The organism is Rosistilla oblonga, assembly GCF_007751715.1.
Taxonomy (GTDB): Bacteria; Planctomycetota; Planctomycetia; order Pirellulales; family Pirellulaceae; genus Rosistilla; species Rosistilla oblonga.
The window spans coordinates 4,348,752-4,370,611 of the sequence record NZ_CP036292.1 but is presented as its reverse complement, the minus strand read 5'-3'; the positions used below and the strand labels follow the sequence as shown (position 1 = coordinate 4,370,611).

Sequence of the window (21,860 nt, the reverse complement as noted above, 5' to 3'; positions counted from 1 at the left end):
TAGGATGGCGGGGGTGAGGAGCGAGCCCTATCGATTTGGTTCGTTATTAAATACGTCTGGCCTGTCTTGTTTGCACATTCCCTAGCACGCTTGCGCGAATTCTTTCGCTGGAAACGCGTCGTCAGCATCGTTTTGCTGATCGCGGTTTCGTGCAGCATCGTGGGAATTCCAGTCGTCGCTCCCACCGCCCCCAAAGATGGTCGGTTCCCTTGCGAGCACTGCGCCTGCGGCTGTGCGACGGCCGAATATTGTTGGGATAAGTGCTGCTGTCACTCCGATGTCGAAAAGCTGCAGTGGGCGGCGAAAAACGACGTCGACCCGCCTCGATTCCTCGTCGAGCGCGTCGCTGCCCAGCAACGCACCACCGCGGATCAATTGGCTCATTCGGCGACGCCCAAGAAAAGCTGCTGCTGTTCGGGCGATCGATCGGTCTGTTCGACCGGGGCGGCTCAGCCTGCTGAAAAAGCAGACGCCACTGGCGACGAGGGTTCTGTCGCGTTGCGAGTCGTGCGACTAGAAGATGCCGCCAAGTGCCGCGGCGTCGAAATGTTTTGGTCGGTCTTGTCGAGCGTTGTTGTCGCTTGGCCGAAGCCGTTGTTGGAAAGCTTCGACCCGCCGCTGTTATTCACTCTCTGCATTCAAAACGATCGAGCGATCTCGGTCGTCTCTTGTCCCGATCCGCCGGCTCCCTAAGTCCGGCAGTCTTCGTGTTTAGCAAACCGGTGCGCACCGAATGACCGCGATCCCGCGGTCTGGAACTGCACGGCAGTACGTTTGCATTCTCTAGGGTCCGCGACTCCGCAACATCACGCTTCCGCTTTGCCGGACGTTTGGTTGTGAGAAGTGGACGGAGAAGCTTCGTTGTGACCGCGCGATCCCGCACGATGCGTTCGCCTGGCTGCTATCCCTCTGAAACGAACATTTGATCGTCAGCCGCTGCGCCAGTTCGTAACGGATTCCCGTCGCGTTTCATCGCGATGCGGAACGGTTACCAACAGGCAATGCCCTCGCTGTTCCCGATCCACGCTGCTGCGTTTTCCCGAGCCGTTGGGCTTGCGGAACTGCATTCGGCATAAGGAGCGGCGGTGCTTGCGCGACTGATCGCTCCCGAATCTCGTGGCGTTGTCCCAGTGGCAACTCTGCGACCGAACAAATCAATTCAAAACTAACAATACAAAAAACATGTACTCTCCTTTGAACGGTTCTCGAACCTTGTGTCGCGTCACTGCGCCGCGACCTTTGCGTGGTTTCACCCTCGTCGAACTGTTGGTCGTGATCGCGATCATCGGGATCCTGGTTGGGCTGTTGCTGCCCGCAGTCCAAGCGGCTCGCGAAGCAGCGCGGCGGATGCAGTGTTCCAACAATTTGAAACAGATGACGCTCGCGATGCACAACTACGAATCGACGCATCGCGTCTTCCCGCCGGGCAGCCTCGGTTATCCGTTTGTTTGGTCGCCTCAATCGCAACTGCTGCCGTTTGTCGAACAGTCGAACTTGAAGGATCTGTTGGTCTACGAAGTGCCACCAATGAACGCGTTTGGCGGCGGGTACAACGCCGCGCAGGTTGCGCAAAACGATGCCGCCGCGCAACAGCGGCTGCCGTTTATCACCTGTCCCAGCGATGGTGAGTTTGTTCCCGGATCGGATTACGGCGGGATCAGCTATCCCGGTTCCAGCGGTTCGGGAATCAACAATGTCGGCGATGCCAGCGACGATGGTTCGGTCTCCAACGCCGACGGAATCTTCTTTACGAAATCGAAGATCGGGTTCCGCGACGTTACCGATGGAACCAGCCACACGATTGCGTTTGGCGAGCAGTTGTTAGGAGACGGGCAGAACACAGCTCCCGCCAACAACGATTTCCGCCGCCGCGTCGTCGAATTGGCGATGGCGACGCAAACGACCACCGCGGCTTGCGATCCTGGATCGGCACCGGCGTGGTCGGGGCAGCGCGGAGCGAAATGGGTTAACGGCCACTTGGCCGATTCGATGTTCAACCTGTTTTACACGCCGAATTCGAAAGAGCCCGATTGCCACAACGGCTACCACAACTTCGGTTTGGTTAGCGCCCGCAGCAATCATCCCGGCGGCGTGCAGACTTCGTTGGTCGATGGCAGCGTGCGGTTTGTCGGCGAGACAGTCGATTTGAGCGTTTGGCGAGCTGCCGGAACACGATCCGGAGGCGAGATCGCGGGCGAACTGTAGACCGCCGGTAACGGAATCACCGCTCCTGCGTCGGCACTCGAAGGTTCGCTCCTCACAAAGTTGGATCTTCACCGCTGGCGCAGGAGCGACTTTTGGGCTTCGATCAAACAAGGGGAACCGCAGCGGCGTATCGAGCGCCGTGCGGCTGCTCGATTTGATCGGCCGGTCAGAACCGGCCCTAAAGAATTTAGCGATTGGATCGCGGGTCGACCTATTCGTCGGCGGCGCGCATGAACTCTTCGGTGACGTGGTCGAAATCGCAGAGATCGCCAGTGCCGAAGTAGAGGTCCAGTTCGCGAGCGGCAGCTTCGGGGCCGTCCGACGCGTGAACCAGGTTCATTTGGCGGCTGTTGCTGAAATCGCCACGGATCGTTCCGGGAGCTGCATTGCAACCGTTGGTCGCACCCAGCAGGTCGCGCATCACGCGGATGACTTCGATCCCGTCGATCGCCAATGCGACGATCGGCGCGCTGGTGATGAACGACTCCAGGCTTGGGTAAAATGGCTTCTCAACATGCTCTGCATAATGTTGTTTGGCCAGATCGGGAGTCACGTGCATCATCTTCATGCCGACGATGTTCAGCCCCTTGGCTTCGAATCGGCTGATGATCTCGCCCATCAAACGGCGTTGAACGCAATCGGGTTTCAGCAGTACAAGCGTACGCTCCATCCTTCAGTCTCCTGAGTTTTGTGTGGTGTTGATTCGCAATTCCAGCCGCCAGATCGGCGGCGGTGCGAGAGCTCGGTATCGTATCAGCTGATACAAAATGTCGAAAGAACGCCAACCGCCTCCGCTGGCCGACAATTTGCGATCCGCATTACGGTCCCGGCGGCGGGGATCCCGAGTTGTCGGTGTAGAGGTCCAAAGCATCGATCCAGCCGGCCAGTCGATTGGCCGATTGAGGCAGGCCGCTTTCGGAAAGCTCCGACATCGCGCCGAGTTCGCCGATGAACCGATCGACCACGCGGTCGACCTCCGCCGAGATCCGCTTGCAAACGTTTAGCTTATCCAGGCAATATGCGACCCGCTTTTTGCTCCGCGCCAGCATGATCTCCGCTTCGGTGTTGCGTGTCCCGTCGGCGGCGTCTTGCGAAATCTTGGCGCGGGCCATCGCTTCGTGAGCCATCTGCAATCGCCGCTCGGCCAGTTGCAACTGCGACTGCCAATACTGCCGCCGTTGGACAGTGATCTGCTCGTGGAAGCGGTGAGCCAACTGACGCAGCTGAGTCACGTGGTCGTCGCAGTGGTCGGACAATTGCAACAGCGCCGCGTACAGATTGCGCAGTGCGTCGACGCTTTTCACATCGCTCGACACAGCGGTTATCCTTTTAGGTAGGCATCGATCTGATCCGCTTTGCGAAGCAGATAGGGGATGTGTTGCTCTGCCGATTGAACGAAACGAGCCATCTGCCGCAGTTCATCTTCGAATTCTGCGGCGAAGCGACGATGTTGTTGATCGCGCCACGATTCGCCCAATTGATTCATCTGCGACGACAGCGAACCGGCCCGTTGTTGCAGCTCCTCGGTGAAGACTTTGAGGTTCCCGGCGAATTGACGTAGGTGGTCGGGGTTAACGATTGCTTGGGACATTTTCAGTGGTCTCCAGGTCGTGAATGTCGGACGCCCCTTTGGCTTCCAATCGGGCCAGCGTTTGGGTTGCAACGTGATCGTTGGGATTCAATTGAAGGATGCCGCGGAGATAGCGTTTGCAGGTCGCCCGCAGCCCCAGTCGCGAAGCGAGGTCAGCCGCGTGACGAAGCGCCGCCAGTTTAATGTTGGCCGCTGGCTGGACCGCTCGCCGCAAAGCCGCTCCGCGAAACGAAGCGAGCGCTTCGAGCGGCTGGTTGGTCGCTTGCAGACACATCCCGCGAACCAGATGGGCTTTGCTGCATTCTTGCGGATCGTTCAGCGCCGGTTCCAAAGCTTCGGCCGCCTCGGCAAATTGCCCCATCTCGTACATCGCTTCAGCCATCACGATGTAAAGATTGGTCTGGCTGGGATCGCGTTGCAGTCGCTTACGGCAGACCTCGGCCCGGCGGATCGCCCATTCATTTTGAGCGCGTTCAAGATCGCTGGTCACATCGGGCGTCGGATGTTTGTTATGAAGCTCCTTGAACTCTTTTAATCGCTGCAGGCTGCGAGCGAGTTCGGCTTCTTCGAGCTGCCACAACACCTCGGGATGGTCGCCGGAGATGCGAACCGCTTTCTCGAGCACCTTTTGCGCTTCGATCGGTTTGTCGAGCGCGCGGTGGATCTGAGCCAGTTCCAAATAGGGCTCGACGTCCGCCGGCGCATCTCGAATGCAGTGCTCGAGCGTTTGTCGTCGCTGGACCGAGGTGTCCAAGTTAGGAGATCCTGAAGCGTCCGCCGACATGCGTTGCGTTTCCTGTGGATGACGAAAAGTGACCGACAGCCGCGGATCGGTTGCCGGATCATACCTTTGAGTCTACCCGATGTTTTCGCGTCCGTCGCGAAACTCAAGCAGAGCGATCAGTGTTTTTGTATTTCAGCAAATCGACGCTGCTGCTTGAAACGGCGGGCAAAATTCGACTCCGTCGCCGAGATCGCAGGTTCCCAATTCGCGAGAACGCTTCTTCGGACCGGGCACGAAAAAAGGCCAGGCTGCGAGAAGCCTGGCCGTTGTCGATTGGAAGGTCGTCCGATCGTCGAACCGTTACGCCTGCAACGCTTGGTCGAGATCGGCGATCAGGTCTTCGGTGTTTTCGATGCCGCACGACATGCGGATCATGTTGTCGGCGATGCCATACGACGCCCGCTGTTCTGGCGTGCATTTGTAGTAGCTCATCACCAACGGTTGCTCGATCAGCGATTCGACTCCACCCAGGCTCGGTGCGATCCGTGGGATCTTCGCGGCATCGACGATGTTCGCCGTCTGCCGCATATCTGCGTCTTTGATCGTAAAGGTGACCAAGCCGCCGAAACCACGCATCGTCTGGGTCGCGATCTCGTGAGTCGGATGCGACTTCAGACCGGGGTAATAAACGCGTTCGACGCGCGGGTGCGATTCCAAGAATTCGGCGATCGCTTGACCGTTGGCGTTGTGCCGCTGCATGCGAAGTTCAAACGTCTTCAGCCCACGTTCCAACAGATACATGTTGTGCGGAGAGTTCACCGCACCCATGATCCCGCGCAGATTGCGGACCGGGTCCAACGCTTCGGCACTGCCGACGATCACGCCCGCCAACAGATCGTTGTGGCCGCCGAGATATTTGGTCGCCGAGTGCAACACGTAATCGACGCCAAATTCCAGCGGTTGGATGTTGTAAGGAGTTGCCAACGTCGCATCGATCAAAGTTTCGACTTCGTGCGCCTTGCCCAACGCCACGAACTGTTCCAGATCGATGCAGGTCAGATGCGGATTGGTCGGCGATTCGCTGACCAACATCCGCGTATTTTCGTTGATCGCAGCTTCCATCGCATCGTAGTCGCCGGTGGGAACTTGCCGCGTGACGACGCCGAAGCGGGCCAGATGCTTGCTGCAGAATTCTCGGCTGCGGTGGTAACATTGATCGAAGAAGACGATCTCGTCGCCAGCGTTCAACTTGGCCATCAACAGGCCCACGATCGCCGCCATTCCGCTGCCGTAAACGATCGCTGCTTCGCCACAATCGAGCGCCGCCAGTTTGCGTTCGACGCTCCGTTCGTTCGGGTTGCCGTAACGACCATATTCCTCGCGGTCGCTGCGTCCTTCGCAGTAATCGATCACATCGTCGGTGGTTCGAAAGGTGAAGGTCGATGAACAGAAGATCGGATCGGCGATCGCGTCCCCCGGCTTCTGACGGTCTTCGCCCGCATGCACACTTTTGGTGCTCATGCCCTGCTTCGCCGGAGTTTGTTTCGCCGGAGTTTGCTTTTCGCTGTTTTGTTCCACTGTGTCGGTAGCCATGCTGAGGTATCGCTTTCCGTAACGCGTGTTTTGAACCGCGGGCGAGCAGCGTGCCGCAGTCGGTACATTTCAAACTGCTTACGAAAAAAGCCGCTCGTCCCATGCAAGGGGCTGCGGCTGTGCGAGACTCGATAGCATCATGGGCAGACCGCAGGCGGTATACCAAGCATTCGAGTGGCTGTTTAGCAGTGAAGGCTGCAAGCGGCCGCAAATCCCTGTACCCTCTCAATCTAGCCACGCCCTGCGTCGACGACAACCCTTTAATATGCGGCTTTAACGATTCTCCGCTAGCGACGCTTCCCGTGCTAAGATTAACTGATAAAGTTGACGCAGCTTGCCAAGCGGCCAACCGCCGGTTCCTTTATATGTATGCAGACCTCCAAGCGGCGTCGCGGAGTGTTCCCCGGGACGGCGTCGGGGCTGCACTGTCATTGGTGGCATCGCTGCTGTCTGCCGTTGGAAACGCTGGATTAGCGACGATGGTTGCTCGGCTGGCTTTTGATTTTTGTGTCCCCAATGCGTAACTTGGTTGTGCTGTAGTTTCCGCTTCGCAGCAGCCGTTGCCGCCAGGTCGTCGCACGAGCCACACGATGGCTTCAATCGTTGAATTCCGAGCACCCCGTTTGAGGCATGCTTCATTGAATACTCGCGAAAAATTCAAATCGCCCACGCTCCATCGATTGCTCGTTTTGCTGATCTGTCTACCGGCGGGTGTTGCGTCAGCTCAGCCCCCCGAGAACGAAGCGGTTCCGTCGGCTGGTCAGGCATCCCCATCGGAACCGGCTGCGCCAGTCGACGACGAACAACCAGCTGCGGGTTCCGATACGAAAGCGGCTGATAAAAAGGGGACCGTCAAAGAGGTCACCGTTTTAACCGCCGCCGATCGGCAGCGGATCGATGCGTTGATCGCCGATCTGTCGTCCTCGAAATTTGCCATCCGCGAGGAAGCTGTCGCGGGGCTGATCGAATTTGGTGAACGTGCGATCCCGATGTTGGCCGCCGCTGCCGATACGCCCGACCCAGAGGTCCAGTTGCGAATTCGGATCCTGATGTCGCGGTTGAGCAACAACGATTTTGAATCGGCGGTGATGGCGTTCCTGTCGGGAGCGAGCGACGAGATGGAGGGCTGGGACTACGCGCGGCGTTTGATCGGCGACAGCAATGCGGCTCGGGAACTATTTGTCGATGCGTCGCGGCAACATCGCGAGCTGATGGAAGAATTGGACAAAGGCCCGGGGCTGAGGATGGTTGCGGCAAACAAAGCTGCCGATCTGGTCGTCCGCCGGATGATGCTGGAGTTCCTGCCGCCGGAGCGTGGCGATGCTGTGGCGTTGCTTTTAACCTGCGGCGATCGATCCGCTCCAATCCCGCCGGGCGTTGAACGCGTGATCGTGCGGATCATGAACAGCCCCGTCACCAGCGAGACATTAAAGGATGCGATGCTGGCCCCGGTCTACCAGAAGCTTGTCGGTTTCTGGATGCGTCGCGCCAGCGTGTCGTATCAACCGCAAGCTATGTATTTTGCGTTGCAGCATCGCGTTCCGGAATCGGTTGAATTGGCTCGCGATATCGTGGCCGAATTTGTCGCCGCCGGAGAAGAGTTGACGGGGCCAGAGATCATCGACCCAAAATATGGCGAGGGGCTGGAGCAAGCGTTGTTGGTGATCGCAAAATATGGCGACCCAAGCGACGTGGCGCGACTGGAACCGCTGCGTAACGATGCGCGGCGAATGCCCATCGGGACCGACCAGCCCGGGGACACTCACGATCGGATCGAGATACAAGTCCGCGATATCGCGGTTGCGGTTTCGATCAAGATCTTGGGCGGCGACCTGCGAGAAGCGGGCTACTTGAATCCACGCGAGCATGCGATCGTCGTCTTCTTCACCGCCTCGCTGGGCTTTCCTGGCGGGGGCGATGAACTGCGTTCCAAGCCGGCTAAATATCTTGCCGATCTGATCGCCAAGCCCTAACGAAAACATCTCGATCTACCGTTGCCGGATCGTGGATGAACCGGCGGAATCTGTTGAGGCACGATGTCCGAGAATGATCCTGGAAAATCGAAGTGGCTTGTCGTCGGCGGCGGGATGGCGGGACTGACGCTGGCCCATCGGTTGTCGCAGCGCGGCCAAGAGGTCAGCGTTTGCGAAGCCGCACCAAGTTTTGGCGGGCTGACCTCCGCTTGTTCTCTAGGCGATGTCGTCTGGGATCGCTTCTATCACGTCACGCTGCTGTCGGATTCGCATCTACGCGGTCTGTTGAAGGAACTCGATCTCGAACACGAGATCCGTTGGGTGACGACCAAGACGGGGTTCTTCAGTGGCGGACAGCTCTATTCGATGTCGAACTCTTGGGAGTTCCTGAACTTCCCGCCGCTGACCCTGATCGAAAAGTTGCGACTCGGCGGGACGATCTTCTATACGTCCAAGCTGCGGAATTGGCGGCGATTGGAACAGATTCACGTCGCCGATTTTCTGAAACGGCTCAGCGGCAAAGGGACCTTTGAAAAGATCTGGCTGCCGTTGCTGCGGGCCAAGTTAGGCGAGACCTATCAAAAAGCTTCCGCCGCCTTTATCTGGTCCTACATCTCGCGGATGTACAAAGCCCGTCGCAGCGGGATCAAAACCGAGATGTTTGGCTATGTCCCGGGCGGGTATGCGCGGATCATCGATAGGTTTGTCGAAACGTTGCGCGGCAATGGCGTGCGGTTGTTGAGCAGCCATGGGGTGCAATCGATCACGCGCTGCGAGGCGGGCGGATTAGACGTCGACTTTGGCGACGGGCGGATCGAGCGGTTTGACAACGTGATCAGCACGATCCCTTCGCCGATCATCAGCCAGCACTGTCCCGAGTTGACTGAAGACGAGCACCAGCGTTTACAGGGCGTCGAATATATCGGAGTTGTCTGCGCGTCGATGCTGTTGAGCGAATCGATCAGTCCTTATTATGTCACCAACATCACCGACGACTGGGTCCCGTTGACAGCGGTGATCGAGATGTCGACGATCGTCGACCGCAAGGAACTTGGCGGGCACGCGTTGGTCTATCTACCGAAGTACCTGCCCGACAGCGATCCCGGGCTGCAGGAATCGGACGCGGAGATCCAGGAGCGATTCCTATCGACGCTGGAAAAGATGTACTCCCATTTCTCGCGCGATCAAGTGCAAGCGTTTCAGATCAGCCGAGCCAAACATGTGATGGCGCTTCCCACGATCGACTACTCGCAAAAACTGCCACCGATCGTAACGTCGCTGCCCGGCTTCTACGCGCTTAACGGAGCGCACATCACCAAGGGGAACTTGAACGTCAACGAAACGATCGACTTGGCCGACGAGAAGCTGAACGATTTGGTCTGGCCCGACTTCTTATCGCGCTGCGGATCGCGATAGCTTGCATTTCTGCCCTTTGCTATCGGGCAATACCGCCCGTTGGTGTCTCCTGCGGCGAATGTTAAGGCTGCCAGGTAGGCAATTGGTAGCGGATAATCGGTAGGATCGTTATTGGCAAGAGAATCCGACTGCAAAAGGGCGTCCGGTTAGAAAAGCGGGAGGGTTTAGCTATCAATGGTCCCCTGCGGCGTCGATAGCATTCAGTAAGCACCGCGCGGTGTGACGCATAACAGCGTCTTGAACCGCTCGACGATTGGCACCTGACACCTCCTGCCCTCCAGCAGTGTCGATAAAGATCGTTGTTTGGAACAAGCCGTGGTCATGCGTGGGTGAGAAAGATTACGTACGCTTTTAAATTATGGAGATCGGCGATGCGTCGAATGATCCTACCAGCTTTCCTGGCCGTTGCATTCATCAGTGCAAGTGCTGCCAACGTTCAAGCCTTTGGTTGTTTGGACAAACTGTTCGGTAAAAACAGCTGTTGCGACAGCCCATGCGATTCGTGTGAGCCAATTTGTGCTTACGAACCAGCATGCGGTTGCGAACCAGTTTGCTGCGAGCCAGTCTGTGGTGTTGACCCCTGCTGTGCCCCAAAGAAGAAATGCTGCTTGAGCGGCCTGTTCGGCAAGGTCTTCAAGAAGAACAACTGCTGCGAACCAGCATGTGGCATCGAGCCAGCTTGCGGTTGCGAAACTGTCTACAGCTGCGAACCAGCTTGCGGTTGCGAACCAGCTTGCGGCATCGACGCTTGCTGTGCACCTAAGAAGAAGTGCTGCCTGAGCGGTTTGTTCGGCAAGATCTTCAAGAAGAGCAACAACTGCTGCGAACCAGCTTGCGGTTGCGAACCAGCATGTGGCTTCGAGCCAGCTTGCGGTTGCGAACCAGCTTGCGGTTGCGGAATGTAAATCGGAACCGAGTGTGCCGCGCGGCCTATGTAACTCACACCGTTGGTGAGCCGATAGACATCGCATACACACCTCCAATCCAAAAGAGCCTCGGTCGCTTCAAGTGACCGAGGCTTTTTCGATTCAGTAGCTTCCGAGGGGGCCCGCCGACGGGCCGTCTCGACACCGCGGGCGAAACCGTTCGCCAGCGGCAGAAATTGCAGGGTCAAATCCGTTTGCCAACCTAGGAAAATCATCGCGATGCGGTTGTGGCGAGTTCTCGTGGGAACTGCCAACGCACCACAGATCTACCTAAAATCAAACACCGATTTGCTCTAGGCATTTTTGCCACACTAGTTCCCGCTGCTACAGCGGGCGGCTAAGATAGAGCGTTGTTCACGCTCGCACGATCCGGTGGCGTCCGATGCACCGTCGCGCGGCGCCACGATCGATAAATCAAAGTTATGTTCGCAAGGAAAGGTTACGATCGATGTCTGCGGAAGAAATTCAACTCGATGCCGAAGAACGCATGGAAAAAGCGGTTGCTCACCTCAAGCACAGCCTGACGGGCATTCGCACCGGTCGCGCCACGCCTGGTCTCGTCGATTCGATCCGTGTCGAAGTCTACGGTTCACAGACTCCGCTTAAACAACTCGCTTCGATCGGCACTCCCGAGCCACAGCAGATTGTGATTCGGCCCTACGATCAATCGACGATCAAAGAGATTGAAAAGGCGATCGTTGCGGGCGACCTCGGTCTGAACCCGCAAAACGACGGCCACATGATCCGTCTGAACGTCCCACCTTTGTCGACCGAAGTTCGTAAGAAGATGGTTGCCCGGATCAAAGAGCTTTCCGAAGAAGCGAAGGTTTCGATCCGCAACATCCGCCGCGATGCCAACAAGGCAGCCGATGGCGAAGAGAAAGATAAGACGATGAGCGAAGATGATCGCGATCGCGTCAAAAACGAAATTCAGGATCTGACCAAAAAGTATGAAAGTCAGATTGGCGAAGTTGCCAAGGCCCGCGAAAGCGAAGTCATGGAAGGGTAATCACGATTGAGAGGTCGCGGTGAGCGACAGCCCCCAAGTTGTAAATTGTCCAAAATGTCACGCAGCGGTGCGAGCCGGTCAGCAGATGGCCGGTTCGCGCGTTCGTTGTCCCAAGTGCAGCAGCACGTTTAAAGTGCCGGGGATCACCGCGACCGCTAGCGATGACGACGATTGGTTCAACCTCGGCGATCCGGTCGCCGACGAACCTGCCACCGCGCCGCCGATGGACAAGCCTCTGTCGGTTCCTCCTGCGGCGGCCCCCGTCGCCCCCGTTGTCGATGATCAGCCAGCGGCGCCCCCGTCGGCGAAAACGAAGGCTAAGTCAGCGGTCGAGCCAGCAGCGGTCGACGCGGACGATCCGCTCGCCAAGCTGGCTCAATCGATTCCGGCAGCCGACAACGCGTCGGATGATCTCTTTTCATCTGATGACGACTCGCAGGATTCCGATCCCTTTTCGCTCTCCCTGTCCGAAGCACCGCGACGGCAAAACACGTCGCTCGATGATTGGTTGGGGACCGAAGATGTCGTCCCCGACGCGATGCCCGAGGTTCCCGAGACGGAGTTTCGTTTTCCCTGCCCGGTTTGTGAATCGGCGCACTACGCCAAGCCGAGTCAAACGGGAAATCGGATCAAGTGCGGCGATTGCACTTCGATGATCACCGTTCCCGATCCGCCGAAGGTCGTTCCGAAATACAGTCCATCGATGGAGTCGGCCGCGACGTTTGAACTTCGCGACTCGGTCCATCGTCCCGACCGCCAAGATTCCCCGTTCAATAAATCTGCCGCGGATCTGTTGCGCGACGCCGAATCGACTCAAATGGATGAGGATCTCGACAAACTGTACGAGAATCCCGACGTCGCCGGTTGGTTTCGCGATGTCTTTTCCGTCTTCACCGATCCCAACGTCGTCATGCAGTTATCGATCGTCGCCGCTGTTTGCAGCGGTGGATTGATCGTTTGGTACTTGGCTCAATCGGCGGGTGCCTTCGTTTCGGCGATCGTTGGGGCAGCGGCGCTTGGCGTCTGTGGGATTCTGTTGGGATCGCGTTATCTTTCGGTCATGTCGCGAGCCACCGCCGACGAGGAGGGTGAACCTCGCTGGCCTTATGAAGTTTCCGCCGGCGGACTGCCAAGCGGGCTGATGGTGTTGGTTGCAGCATTGGTTGCTTCGATTCCAGGTCAGCTGGCCGGTTCGATCATCGGCGAGCCGTTGACGCTGTTCTGGGGCGTCTTTGTCATGATCAGCGTCTGGGGCCTGATGCCGGTCGTGTTGTTGTCGATGCTCGAAAACAAGACGGTCTTTGGCGTCTATTCGCAAAACGTGATCAAATCGTTCGAACGCTGCATGGAACCGTGGGGCGGGATGTATTTCTCATCGGGCCTGTTTTTCTTCGCCTACTTTATGTTGCTCGCCGCGCCGCCGTCGTACGGGATCGTGAAGTCGGTGATCATCGGGGTGGGCTTGGTCGGGCTGGCGTTTATCCAAGCCGGTATGCTTGGGCGAGTGGTCGCCGCGATGGTGCAACTGTCGACGAAACAGACGACCAAAAAGCCTCAGCCCAACTCGCATTAAGCAGTTGCGACGCTAAGCAGTTGCGTCGCTAAGCAGTTGCGTCGCAAAGCAGTTTGGATCCGATCAACTGTCGGATCGTTTGTCGGCGTCGGTCCGCTAGAACCGACGCGAACCTCTGTGGCCTCGCATGTGCGAGGCTCTTGTGCCAGCTGTCTTTAACTAGGCACCTTTAACCAGGTTAAAGCACATCAGTTTGTCTTGTTCTCGCAAGTACAAACGGCCGCCGCTGATCACCGGGTGAGACCAGCTTTTGCCTTGTTGAAACGCTGGTTTAAACGAATTCAAGACGTCCATTTTCTCGGGCGTCGCTCGCAACAGCATCACGGTCCCGTCGTCGCGCCGCATCACGATGTGATCATCGGCATAGACCAGACTGGTTTCGCCTTTGCCTTTCCCACGTTCGGGTCCCCAGGCGATCTCGCCCGTTTTCATCTCGACGCAGATCGGCAGCCCGTTGCCATTGCCGGTGCCACAGTAGATGTGGCCGTCGATAAGAATCATCCCACCATGTTTGTTCTGCAGTTGGTTGGCTTCGAGCCAATAGATTTCTTCGGCATCGACGCCGCCAGCTCCATCGGATTTCAGCTTCAGCAGCGCCGATCCGGTTCCGTAAGCGGTGCTGGTGAAGACTTGATCGCCGTCGATCAAAGGAGTCGGGATGTTGGCGGTGGTGTTGCCAACGCGAGCATAACGCCACAGTTGTTTTCCGTCACTGGCACGGATTCCGACCAAGCCGCGTCCGACCAGTTGGACGTATTGTTTAACGCCACCGCCATTGCTGATCATGATCGACGAATAACCGGCGCCGTCTTTTAGCGAATCGTCGTCGGACGCTTCGAGTTGCGACCGCCAGATCTCTTCGCCATTCATCTTGTTCAGCGCCACGACCAATCCCTGTGGACCGCCGGGAGTGCAGAGGACTCGCTCGCCGTCGACCAATGGAGATTCACTGAATCCCCATGAGCTCATCATCTTGCCTTTCCAGTCGCTGAATTCACGTTGCCAGCGAATCGATCCATCGGCTCGATCGAGACAGACGATCGCGCCGTCGCTCGACACGACGTACAACCGATCGCCATCGACCGACGGCGTCGAACGGCTGCCTTCGTAGCTGTGTTTCGGTTCGGATTTGGTGACGCTTTGTTTCCACAGACGCTTGCCGCTGTTGGCATCGATCGCAACCACAGCTTGCCCGTCTTCGAAGTTACCCGTCGTGTAGATCGTTCCGTCGACGACCGAGACGCTGGCATAACCTTCGCCGAGTCCCTCCGCGGTCCAAACGCTCGGCGGGCCATCTTCGCCCCAACTGCTGAACAGGCCGGTTTCGGAGCTCTTGCCGTCCCGCGCTTGGCCGCGCCACTGCGGCCAGTCCTCTGCGATAACAAGACTCGATATGGCAAACAGCGTCGCGATGGACAAGACAATCTTTTTCATCGATGAACGATCCTAAGGTTGGTGAGGTGTGTCTTCAGCATGCTATCGGTAGCATCGAGTGACCCAGGATTATAACGCACACCAACCCCGCGGGGCTGCGCGAGTTCCCCAGTTCATCGCGGCAAGGCAACATTTCAAAATTAGGTATCGACCGGCGGATGTTCGCGCTGGCTGCCTCAAGGAATCGCAAAGGATCGCGTCGGATCCGGTGGCGGTTTGGCAATCTAGGGGAAGCTGCACAGCCGCAGATTCCAACCGCTGCAGCGATGATTTCCCCGGAAATCTCCTCGGCTCGGGGCGTTGCAACGTGCATTGACAACCCCGCTCGTTTATCTTGTTCTTGATATCTCCGACCGCCCCCTCAGGGGCCGTTTGCTTACGGCGTCATTCGCCTTCTTTCGATCTCGCATCGATACCGAATGCCGGCATTGGCAGCGAGCAGGGGATTTGTCATCGCACGCCTTAGCCCGAGGAACCGTCTACCGTGTCGGAAACCTTCTCTGATCCAGAACGCGCCGAGCAGTTAGTCCAAGCCTGTGAAAAGATTCGCGCCCAGGTGGGCCGCGTTGTCGTTGGCCAGGAGACCGTCGTCGAACAGATTTTGATCGCGATCCTCGCCCGCGGTCACTGTCTGTTGGAAGGTGTGCCGGGGCTCGCCAAGACCCTGATGGTCAAATCGTTGGCCGATGCGATGCATCTGGCGTTTCATCGGATCCAGTTCACGCCCGATCTGATGCCCGCGGATATCACCGGCACCGACATCATTCAGGAATCGGATGCCGGACACCGCGAACTCGTTTTCGACAAAGGACCGATCTTCACGCAGATGCTGTTGGCCGATGAGATCAATAGGACGCCGCCGAAGACTCAAGCGGCGCTGTTGGAAGCGATGCAAGAGCACGAAGTCACCGTTGGCGGGACGACTTATAAGCTGCAGGAACCGTTTTTCGTCCTGGCGACGCAAAACCCGATCGAACAAGAGGGAACGTATCCGCTGCCCGAAGCGCAGCGCGACCGCTTCCTGTTTCTTGTCAACGTCGAATACCCGACCCGCGATCAGGAAGCGATGATCATCGACCGGACCACCGGCAGTTTCGACAGCAAGGTCGAACCCGTTGTCACCGGCGATGAGATCATCGCTTTCCAAAAGACCGTGCGGATGGTGCCGTTGCCCGAACACGTCCGCAACTTTGTCTTGGATATCGTCCGCAGTGTGCGACCGCGCGAAGAGAGTTGTCTGCCTTGGGTTCGTCAATTGGTCGAATGGGGCCCCGGCCCGCGTGCCTGCCAGCAACTGGTGCTCGCATCCAAAGCTCGCGCGCTGTTGCATGGCCGCTATCACGTCACGATCGACGATATCGAAGCGCTCGCTCTGCCGGTGCTGCGGCATCGAATCGTCCCCACCTTCAACGCCGAAGCCGAAGGGATCAGCGTGGCCGATCTTGTCAAACGCTTGTTGGCCGACGTCCCGCGTCCCAAAGCTCAGTTGCTGTAATTAGGATCGTCCTGCCATCACCAAGCTCACCGATTTCCTAACGCCGCAAGACCTTGCGAAGACGACCAACCTGCAGCTGCTGGCGCGGCAGGTGATGGAGGGCTTTTGCAACGGCCTGCACAAATCGCCTCACAAAGGCTTCAGCGTCGAGTTCAAAGAGCACCGCCAGTACGTCCATGGCGACGAGATCCGCACGATCGATTGGAAGCTGTTTGGCAAAACCGATCGCTTGTACATTCGCGAGTACGAAGACGAGACGAACCTCCGTTGCAACATCCTGCTCGATAAAAGCGGTTCGATGGGATACTGCGGTTCCCGCGCTGGCGGCGTCAGCAAACACGACTACGCCGTTAGGCTGGCCGCTTGCCTGGGACACCTGATGCTTGCCCAACAGGATGCGGTCGGGCTGATCCATTTCGACGACGCGGTTCGAAGGATCATTCCGCCACGCTCCAAGCCGACGCATCTCACCGCGATCGTTAACGAATTGAGCGGTCTGAAAGCCGAACGCGAAACCGAACTCTCATCGGTCTTTCATCAATTGGTCCCCAAGATCCCGCGTCGCGGTCTGCTGGTGATCATCTCCGATTTGTTTGGCAACATCGAAGAACTGATGAAAGCGTTGGCTCACTTCCGACACGCCAAGCATGAAATCGTGATCTTCCAGATTTGGGATCCCGACGAATTAGATTTCCCGTTCAAACAATGGACTCAGTTCCAATCGCTGGAACAAAAGTCGCATCGTCGGTTGATCGACCCCGCTCATCTGGGAAAGGCTTACCTGAAGAACTTGGCGACGTTTCGCGAAGCCTTAACGGCTGGATGTCACCGCAACCGGATCGATCTGGTTCCCGTTGTCACCGACCGACCGTATGCCGAAGCGTTGGCATCGTATCTGGCCACACGGAGGCGGCTGCGATGAGTTTTCTAAACGTCGCTTTGTTGGGCGGACTCGCTGCGTTTGCGATTCCGTTGATCATCCATCTGCTCAACCGCAGCAAATTCAAGACGCTCGATTGGGGCGCGATGCATCTGTTGGATTCGGTTGTCGCCAACAACAGTCGGCGGGTGCGGTTGGAGCAGTTGTTGTTGCTGTTGATCCGCTGTGCGATTCCCGCCTTGCTCGCCTTCTGCTTGGCTCGGCCGGTATTAACCGGATGGCAATCGCTGCCGGGCGACGCTCCCGCATCGACGGTGATCCTTTTGGATAACAGTTATTCGATGGATGCGATCGGTGCCTCGGGAACGCGAATCGCGGAAGCTGTCGACGACACGCGGCTGATCGTCGACAGCAGCGGTAAAGGCTCGGACACCTCGGTGATTTTGACCGGCGGTTCGCCCGCACCGATGTTCGATACGCCTGTATTCGATTCGAAATCGATCACCGACCAGTTGCCGTTTCTGGACAGCGGCCGCGGTGCGACAAGCTTGGCCGATTCGCTGGAACTGGGCGCATCGGTCGTCTCCGCGATGGCCAATTCCCGCCGTAATCTGATCCTGATCAGCGACTTCCAGCGATCCGATGTCGATGCGCTGACACCCGCCGCGATCGAACGGTTTCGTCAACAGATCGATAGCCAGGCGGTGCCGCCATCGATCACTTTGATCCAACGCAGTGGCGACGCGGAGCAGAACATCGCGATCGAAGACGTTCAGCTTTCGACGCGGGCACTTGGCGTCGGGCAACAGTTGAAGGTTCGTGTTCGCGTCAAAAACTACGGCGTTTCGGATGTTCCCGAAGCGCGGCTGCAGTTCATCGTCGACGATCGCCTTGTTGGCGTGACGGAGTTGGCGGTGGCTGGCGACGCCACGGCGCAAGCTCTGTTTGTTCACAAATTTGATGCCGCCGGTTCCCACGTCTTGAAATTCGAAGTCGATGCCGGCGACGATCTGAAGACCGACAATCAATACCTCGCGGTTGTCGATGTGATCGATAGCATCGAAGTCCTGATGATCGATGGCGATCCCAGCCGCAAACCGATGGAAAGCGAAACCGATTTTCTGGCGGTTGCGCTGACTCCGTTTTCGTTGGGGCAGATGCCTTTGGCCGATCTCGTTGAAACCCGGATCGTGAAAACCGATGAAGTCGATCAGCAAACGTTGGAGTGGGCTCGCGTGGTGATCATGGCCAACGTTGCGAAGCTGGACGACGAACGTACTGCGAAGCTGCAGGACTTTGTCCAGCGAGGTGGCGGCCTGATCGTCTTCACAGGGAACAAGGTCGATGTCGATTGGTACAACCGCGTTTTGCATCAGCAGCGTGGCCTGTTCCCGCTGCCGATTCAAGGCATCGGTGGCGGCCTGGACGATGGAGATCGGGGCGCTCGGATCGTCGCCCAACACTTCGATCACCCTGCGCTGCAGATTTTCAACAGCGGCAACTCGGGCAGCAGCGAATTGGCACAAGCCGACATCGCGCAGTGGTATGTGTTGACGAAGCCAGCGAGCACGTCGGACAATCGAATCCAAGCTGTTTCCAATAAGGCGAAAGCTGACGCGTCGGGTACCGATCCGCAGGCGTCGACCCTGATCCGGCTCGATAGCGGCGACCCGTTGTGGGTCGAAAAGCCTGTTGGCAAAGGTTTTGTGATGGCGTGCGCGACTACTGCAGATGCCGATTGGAACAATCTGCCGCTGCGTCCGGTCTTTCTGCCGTTGGTTCAGCAGTTGGTGACGTCGATCGCGACGCGCGGCGTTCCGGCGTCGAACCTCACCGCCGGAGAAACTCTGGTTGCGCTGTACGATGCGGCAGCGGCCGACACAACACAAGTCCTCTCGCTTCCGGGGAACAAACAGCGGTCGCTGCGACCGGTTGCCGATCAGCAGCGTTCGGTGATCCGATTCGCGGGCACAAATCAGCCCGGCCTTTACACGTTGACTCAGCCCGATGCGCCACCGAGGCACTTTGCCGTCGAGATCGATCGCGGGGAATCGAAGCTCGAAACGATCGATGCCGAACAATTGCAGACGCTTGCCGATGCGTTAGGTGCCGATGTCGTGACCGACGGCGCCGCGTTTCTCGCGTTGGATTCTAGCCGCCGGCACGGACGCGAGATCTGGCGTCTGGTGTTGTTTGCGCTGTTGGGGCTGCTGTTTGTCGAACTCTTCTTCCAACAACGGTTTTCGAGAGTTCGCCAATGACCAGTTTGCGATTTGTCGGAGAGCTGCCGGTTTGGCTGGGGCTGTTTTTGGCCGTTGCGGGAGCCGCGTTGGCGTTTGGTTATTACCGCCGCGAGAGCTTTGATCTGCCCGGTGGCTTGCGTTGGCTGCTGCCTTGTCTGCGATCGGTCGCGATTGCGATGGTGATCGTCAGTCTTACCGGCCCGGTTTTGCATCACCGGCAAGAGATCGGGGAACTGGGAAACGTGCGACTGTTGGTCGATGCATCGCAGAGTATGACGACGGCCGATCCGCAAATGCCGCTGCCGCGAAAGTTGATGATCGCGCACGAACAGGGCTGGCTGCCGCAGGGGCAGTTCGACACGAAATTGTTCGACCTGGCGGAGCGAATTTCTACGACTCGACGCGAGACGCTTGCGGCGCTGGGCACGGGAGCGATCACGCCACAAGCGATGCAAACGGCGCTCGGCAACTTTACAGATGCCGTTACGGATCTGGCTCCCGATGTCGACGCGGCGATCGAAGCGGCAGCCGGTTTGGCTGACGAAAACCATGTCTCGCCAGAGCCCTTCGAAATCGAGGTGCTTGCCAAAGTGAAGTCGCTCGCAAGCGAACCGATCGACGATGCGGAGCAAGCGTCCGCGACCCGCGATCGCTTGATCGCCACGGTCAATGGCCTGCAGATTTATCAGCAGACGTTCAGCGACGCATTCGCAAACTACTGTCAACAATGGATGCAAACGCAGGGAGACGCAGCGCTGGCGGGGCTGCAGTTGTTCGATCAATCGCTGCGAATCCGCCGCATCGAAGCGCGGTTGCTCGATCGCGACGATGGCTTGATTGCGCGGTTGAAAGATCACCATCACGTCGACGTCGCCGCGTTGGTCGGAACCCGTGAGGTGCCGATCTGGAGTTCGCGGGGCGAGGTGCCGATCCCCGAATCACTCGACGACGTGCAATCCTCGATGACAACCGATCTCGCTAGCGGCTTGATTGTCGAGTCAGCTCAGGAAGCGAGCGATCCCGAAGGCGAGCGGTCGCTTGGTTCGGCTACTGTCTTGTTTTCCGATGGTCAACACAATGCAGGTCCCTCGCCATCGCAGCTGGCTGGAGTCGCGCGGTCTCAGCAGAACGCGGTTTACACCGTCGGCTTCGGGACGCAGAGCGAACCAACCGATTTGGCGCTGTTGCAGGCGGAGTATCCCGACACGGTTTACAAATCCGATCGCGTCCGCGGGACGCTTGTGATCAAAGATCGCATGCCCGCCGAACGGCCGTTTGTCGTTCAGATCAGCGATGGCGAGACGGTTGTCTGGCAGCAGGAATTGAAATCGATGGACGTGGCTCAGCGGCGGATCGACTTCGATCTGGCGGTCGAACCGCTAGTCGATGCCGCGATGGATCGGTTTGACAACAAGGTCCAACGCCACAGCGTGCCGCTGGAACTGACGGCGAAGATCGTGCCGGCCGACGGCGAAACCGAACTCGGTAACAATTCGCAAGCGATCCGTCTTGCGGCGGTGACTCAGCAGCACAAGGTGTTGTTGATCGACAGCCGCAGCCGCTGGGAAGTCCGCTATCTGAAGAACCTGTTCCAACGCGATTCGGGTTGGGAAATCCAAACCGTGATTTTGCAAAGCGATGATGCCAGGCAGCGGTTGCCGCGAGGCGAGGCGGACGGATCGTTCCCGAACTCGAAGCAGGCATTGTTCGAATACGATCTGATCATCTACGGCGATCTTCCCGAATCGGTGTTTAACGCAACCGAGTTCTCTTGGCTGCGAGACTTCGTCGACCAACGTGGTGGCGGGATGATTTTCATCGATGGGGCTCATGGGGAACTGTCGCGGTTGACGCCTGAATCGCTGGGCGTCTTGTTGCCGGTGACGTGGTCCGGCGATGGGGACCCCAAACCAGCTGAAGGCTTGCAACTGACCGACAGCGGCCGCGACAATCCGGCGCTGACATTGCAGGGGATCGGAAATGAAAACGATCAGTTTTGGCAGCAGTTGCCAGCGCCGCAGCGGATCGCTTTGGTCGAACCGACAGCGGACGCGGAGGTGATGGCCGAAGCGGTTGTCGATGGCAATCGGCATCCCGCGATCGTGGGCCGCAGTTTCGGCGGCGGCCGCGTGCTCTATTTCGCTTTCGACGAAAGCTGGCGTTGGCGATACCGCGTGGCGGATCAGATCCATCAGAGGTTTTGGAACCAGATCGCCCGCTGGGTGATGCCGCGACCGTTTGCTGTCAGCGACCAATTTCTGGCACTGGATAGCGGTCCGCTGCGATACAAGGCGGGCGATTCCGCGTCGCTGCGAGCGAAACTGCGCGGCCCCGATGGGAATCTCGTTGCCGATGCCACCGTCGACGCGTTGATCTGGCGTGACGGGCGGATCGTTTCGACGATCAATTTGCAACCCGCGGAGAATCTGCCTGGCGATTACCGCGGCGAGACGGCGGCGTTGGATCCGGGCGAATACGAAGTCACGATTCGAGCGAGCGGGTTCAACGAGGCTGCGTTCCAGGCGAAGACTCAATTTGTTGTCGCTCCACCTCAAAACAAAGAACTCGAACAGATCGCGTGCAACGAAGCCCTTCTGATCGAGATGGCTTCGGCTGGCGGTGGGGAATATTTGCAGGAGGAGCGGCTGGGCGAGATCGTCGATCTGCTGCGGCCGCTCAGTTCCGGACGCGTGGTCCAGTCGGAGACGTTGTTGTGGCAAAGCTGGCCGTGGTTCCTGTGCATTGTTGGACTGTTGAGCGTCGAATGGTGGTTGCGCAAACGCAACGGGCTGTTGTAG

17 protein-coding genes are annotated in these 21,860 nt (G+C 58.1%); 10 read left to right on the top strand and 7 right to left on the bottom strand.

Annotated features, from left to right (window positions below; genetic code table 11):
• Window positions 1–66 precede the first annotated feature (66 nt).
• Window positions 67–693 carry a hypothetical protein gene (locus CA51_RS15365; protein ID WP_231745720.1) on the top strand — a complete coding sequence of 209 codons (627 nt, stop codon included), beginning with the start codon at window positions 67–69 and terminating at the stop codon, window positions 691–693.
• Window positions 694–1,194: 501 nt separating this feature from the next.
• A complete protein-coding gene (locus CA51_RS15360) occupies window positions 1,195–2,205 on the top strand; it encodes a DUF1559 domain-containing protein (RefSeq protein WP_197451213.1) in 1,011 nt (336 codons plus the stop codon).
• Window positions 2,206–2,416: 211 nt separating this feature from the next.
• Here the strand turns inward: CA51_RS15360 and ndk are convergent, their stop codons facing one another.
• The 5 genes from ndk to CA51_RS15335 all read right to left on the bottom strand — a co-directional run bounded on the left by ndk (window position 2,417) and on the right by CA51_RS15335 (window position 6,113).
• Window positions 2,417–2,875: a nucleoside-diphosphate kinase gene (gene ndk, locus CA51_RS15355; protein WP_145122053.1), complete on the bottom strand. Its 459-nt coding sequence runs from the start codon at window positions 2,873–2,875 to the stop codon at window positions 2,417–2,419.
• 148 nt (window positions 2,876–3,023) lie between these two features.
• Window positions 3,024–3,521 (bottom strand): hypothetical protein, encoded by a 498-nt coding sequence (locus CA51_RS15350; RefSeq protein ID WP_145122052.1) that lies wholly within the window; start codon window positions 3,519–3,521, stop codon window positions 3,024–3,026.
• A gap of 5 nt (window positions 3,522–3,526) precedes the next feature.
• A complete protein-coding gene (locus CA51_RS15345) occupies window positions 3,527–3,796 on the bottom strand; it encodes a WXG100 family type VII secretion target (RefSeq protein ID WP_145097372.1) in 270 nt (89 codons plus the stop codon).
• The gene (locus tag CA51_RS15340) at window positions 3,777–4,580 is read right to left on the bottom strand and encodes a tetratricopeptide repeat protein (RefSeq protein ID WP_145122050.1); all 804 of its coding nucleotides are present in this window, start codon (window positions 4,578–4,580) and stop codon (window positions 3,777–3,779) included. The genes CA51_RS15345 and CA51_RS15340 overlap by 20 nt, the downstream gene beginning before the upstream one ends.
• Window positions 4,581–4,880: 300 nt before the next feature.
• Complete coding sequence (locus CA51_RS15335; RefSeq protein ID WP_145122048.1) at window positions 4,881–6,113, bottom strand: trans-sulfuration enzyme family protein; 1,233 nt, start codon at window positions 6,111–6,113, stop codon at window positions 4,881–4,883.
• Window positions 6,114–6,751: 638 nt separating this feature from the next.
• Here CA51_RS15335 and CA51_RS15330 point away from each other — a divergent pair.
• Window positions 6,752–8,086 (top strand): hypothetical protein, encoded by a 1,335-nt coding sequence (locus CA51_RS15330; RefSeq protein ID WP_145122046.1) that lies wholly within the window; start codon window positions 6,752–6,754, stop codon window positions 8,084–8,086.
• A gap of 63 nt (window positions 8,087–8,149) precedes the next feature.
• The gene (locus CA51_RS15325) at window positions 8,150–9,502 is read left to right on the top strand and encodes an NAD(P)/FAD-dependent oxidoreductase (RefSeq protein ID WP_145122044.1); all 1,353 of its coding nucleotides are present in this window, start codon (window positions 8,150–8,152) and stop codon (window positions 9,500–9,502) included.
• Between the two features lie 386 nt (window positions 9,503–9,888).
• On the opposite strand, the gene CA51_RS25905 is transcribed toward CA51_RS15325, so the two are convergent.
• Complete coding sequence (locus CA51_RS25905) at window positions 9,889–10,473, bottom strand: hypothetical protein (RefSeq protein ID WP_197451212.1); 585 nt, start codon at window positions 10,471–10,473, stop codon at window positions 9,889–9,891.
• 403 nt (window positions 10,474–10,876) lie between these two features.
• On the opposite strand from CA51_RS25905, the gene frr reads away from it, so the two are divergent.
• Both frr and CA51_RS15310 read left to right on the top strand, forming a co-directional pair.
• Window positions 10,877–11,437 (top strand): ribosome recycling factor, encoded by a 561-nt coding sequence (gene frr, locus CA51_RS15315; protein ID WP_145122040.1) that lies wholly within the window; start codon window positions 10,877–10,879, stop codon window positions 11,435–11,437.
• Between the two features lie 19 nt (window positions 11,438–11,456).
• Window positions 11,457–13,010, top strand: a complete 1,554-nt coding sequence (locus CA51_RS15310) for a zinc ribbon domain-containing protein (RefSeq protein WP_145122038.1) — start codon at window positions 11,457–11,459, stop codon at window positions 13,008–13,010.
• Window positions 13,011–13,169: 159 nt separating this feature from the next.
• Here the strand turns inward: CA51_RS15310 and CA51_RS15305 are convergent, their stop codons facing one another.
• A complete protein-coding gene (locus CA51_RS15305) occupies window positions 13,170–14,444 on the bottom strand; it encodes a PQQ-binding-like beta-propeller repeat protein (protein ID WP_145122037.1) in 1,275 nt (424 codons plus the stop codon).
• A 484-nt stretch (window positions 14,445–14,928) separates the two neighbouring features.
• Between CA51_RS15305 and CA51_RS15300 the strand changes: the two genes are divergently transcribed.
• The 4 genes from CA51_RS15300 (at window position 14,929) to CA51_RS15285 (ending at window position 21,860) form a co-directional block, all read left to right on the top strand.
• Complete coding sequence (locus CA51_RS15300; protein WP_145122035.1) at window positions 14,929–15,939, top strand: AAA family ATPase; 1,011 nt, start codon at window positions 14,929–14,931, stop codon at window positions 15,937–15,939.
• A 94-nt stretch (window positions 15,940–16,033) separates the two neighbouring features.
• Window positions 16,034–16,861: a DUF58 domain-containing protein gene (locus CA51_RS15295; RefSeq protein ID WP_197451844.1), complete on the top strand. Its 828-nt coding sequence runs from the start codon at window positions 16,034–16,036 to the stop codon at window positions 16,859–16,861.
• Window positions 16,858–19,080 (top strand): BatA domain-containing protein, encoded by a 2,223-nt coding sequence (locus tag CA51_RS15290; protein WP_197451211.1) that lies wholly within the window; start codon window positions 16,858–16,860, stop codon window positions 19,078–19,080. The genes CA51_RS15295 and CA51_RS15290 overlap by 4 nt, the downstream gene beginning before the upstream one ends.
• The gene (locus tag CA51_RS15285; protein WP_145122029.1) at window positions 19,077–21,860 is read left to right on the top strand and encodes a hypothetical protein; all 2,784 of its coding nucleotides are present in this window, start codon (window positions 19,077–19,079) and stop codon (window positions 21,858–21,860) included. The genes CA51_RS15290 and CA51_RS15285 overlap by 4 nt, the downstream gene beginning before the upstream one ends.

What these genes read in the sequence shown, in the direction of transcription:
- ndk (WP_145122053.1), bottom strand. Translation starts at nt 2,875, where the DNA reads ATGGAGCGTACGCTTGTACTGCTGAAACCCGATTGCGTTCAACGCCGT.
- CA51_RS15345 (WP_145097372.1), bottom strand. Translation starts at nt 3,796, where the DNA reads ATGTCCCAAGCAATCGTTAACCCCGACCACCTACGTCAATTCGCCGGG.
- CA51_RS15340 (WP_145122050.1), bottom strand. Translation starts at nt 4,580, where the DNA reads ATGTCGGCGGACGCTTCAGGATCTCCTAACTTGGACACCTCGGTCCAG.
- CA51_RS15335 (WP_145122048.1), bottom strand. Translation starts at nt 6,113, where the DNA reads ATGGCTACCGACACAGTGGAACAAAACAGCGAAAAGCAAACTCCGGCG.
- CA51_RS15325 (WP_145122044.1), top strand. Translation starts at nt 8,150, where the DNA reads ATGTCCGAGAATGATCCTGGAAAATCGAAGTGGCTTGTCGTCGGCGGC.
- CA51_RS25905 (WP_197451212.1), bottom strand. Translation starts at nt 10,473, where the DNA reads ATGCGATGTCTATCGGCTCACCAACGGTGTGAGTTACATAGGCCGCGC.
- frr (WP_145122040.1), top strand. Translation starts at nt 10,877, where the DNA reads ATGTCTGCGGAAGAAATTCAACTCGATGCCGAAGAACGCATGGAAAAA.
- CA51_RS15305 (WP_145122037.1), bottom strand. Translation starts at nt 14,444, where the DNA reads ATGAAAAAGATTGTCTTGTCCATCGCGACGCTGTTTGCCATATCGAGT.
- CA51_RS15295 (WP_197451844.1), top strand. Translation starts at nt 16,034, where the DNA reads ATGGAGGGCTTTTGCAACGGCCTGCACAAATCGCCTCACAAAGGCTTC.
- CA51_RS15290 (WP_197451211.1), top strand. Translation starts at nt 16,858, where the DNA reads ATGAGTTTTCTAAACGTCGCTTTGTTGGGCGGACTCGCTGCGTTTGCG.
- CA51_RS15285 (WP_145122029.1), top strand. Translation starts at nt 19,077, where the DNA reads ATGACCAGTTTGCGATTTGTCGGAGAGCTGCCGGTTTGGCTGGGGCTG.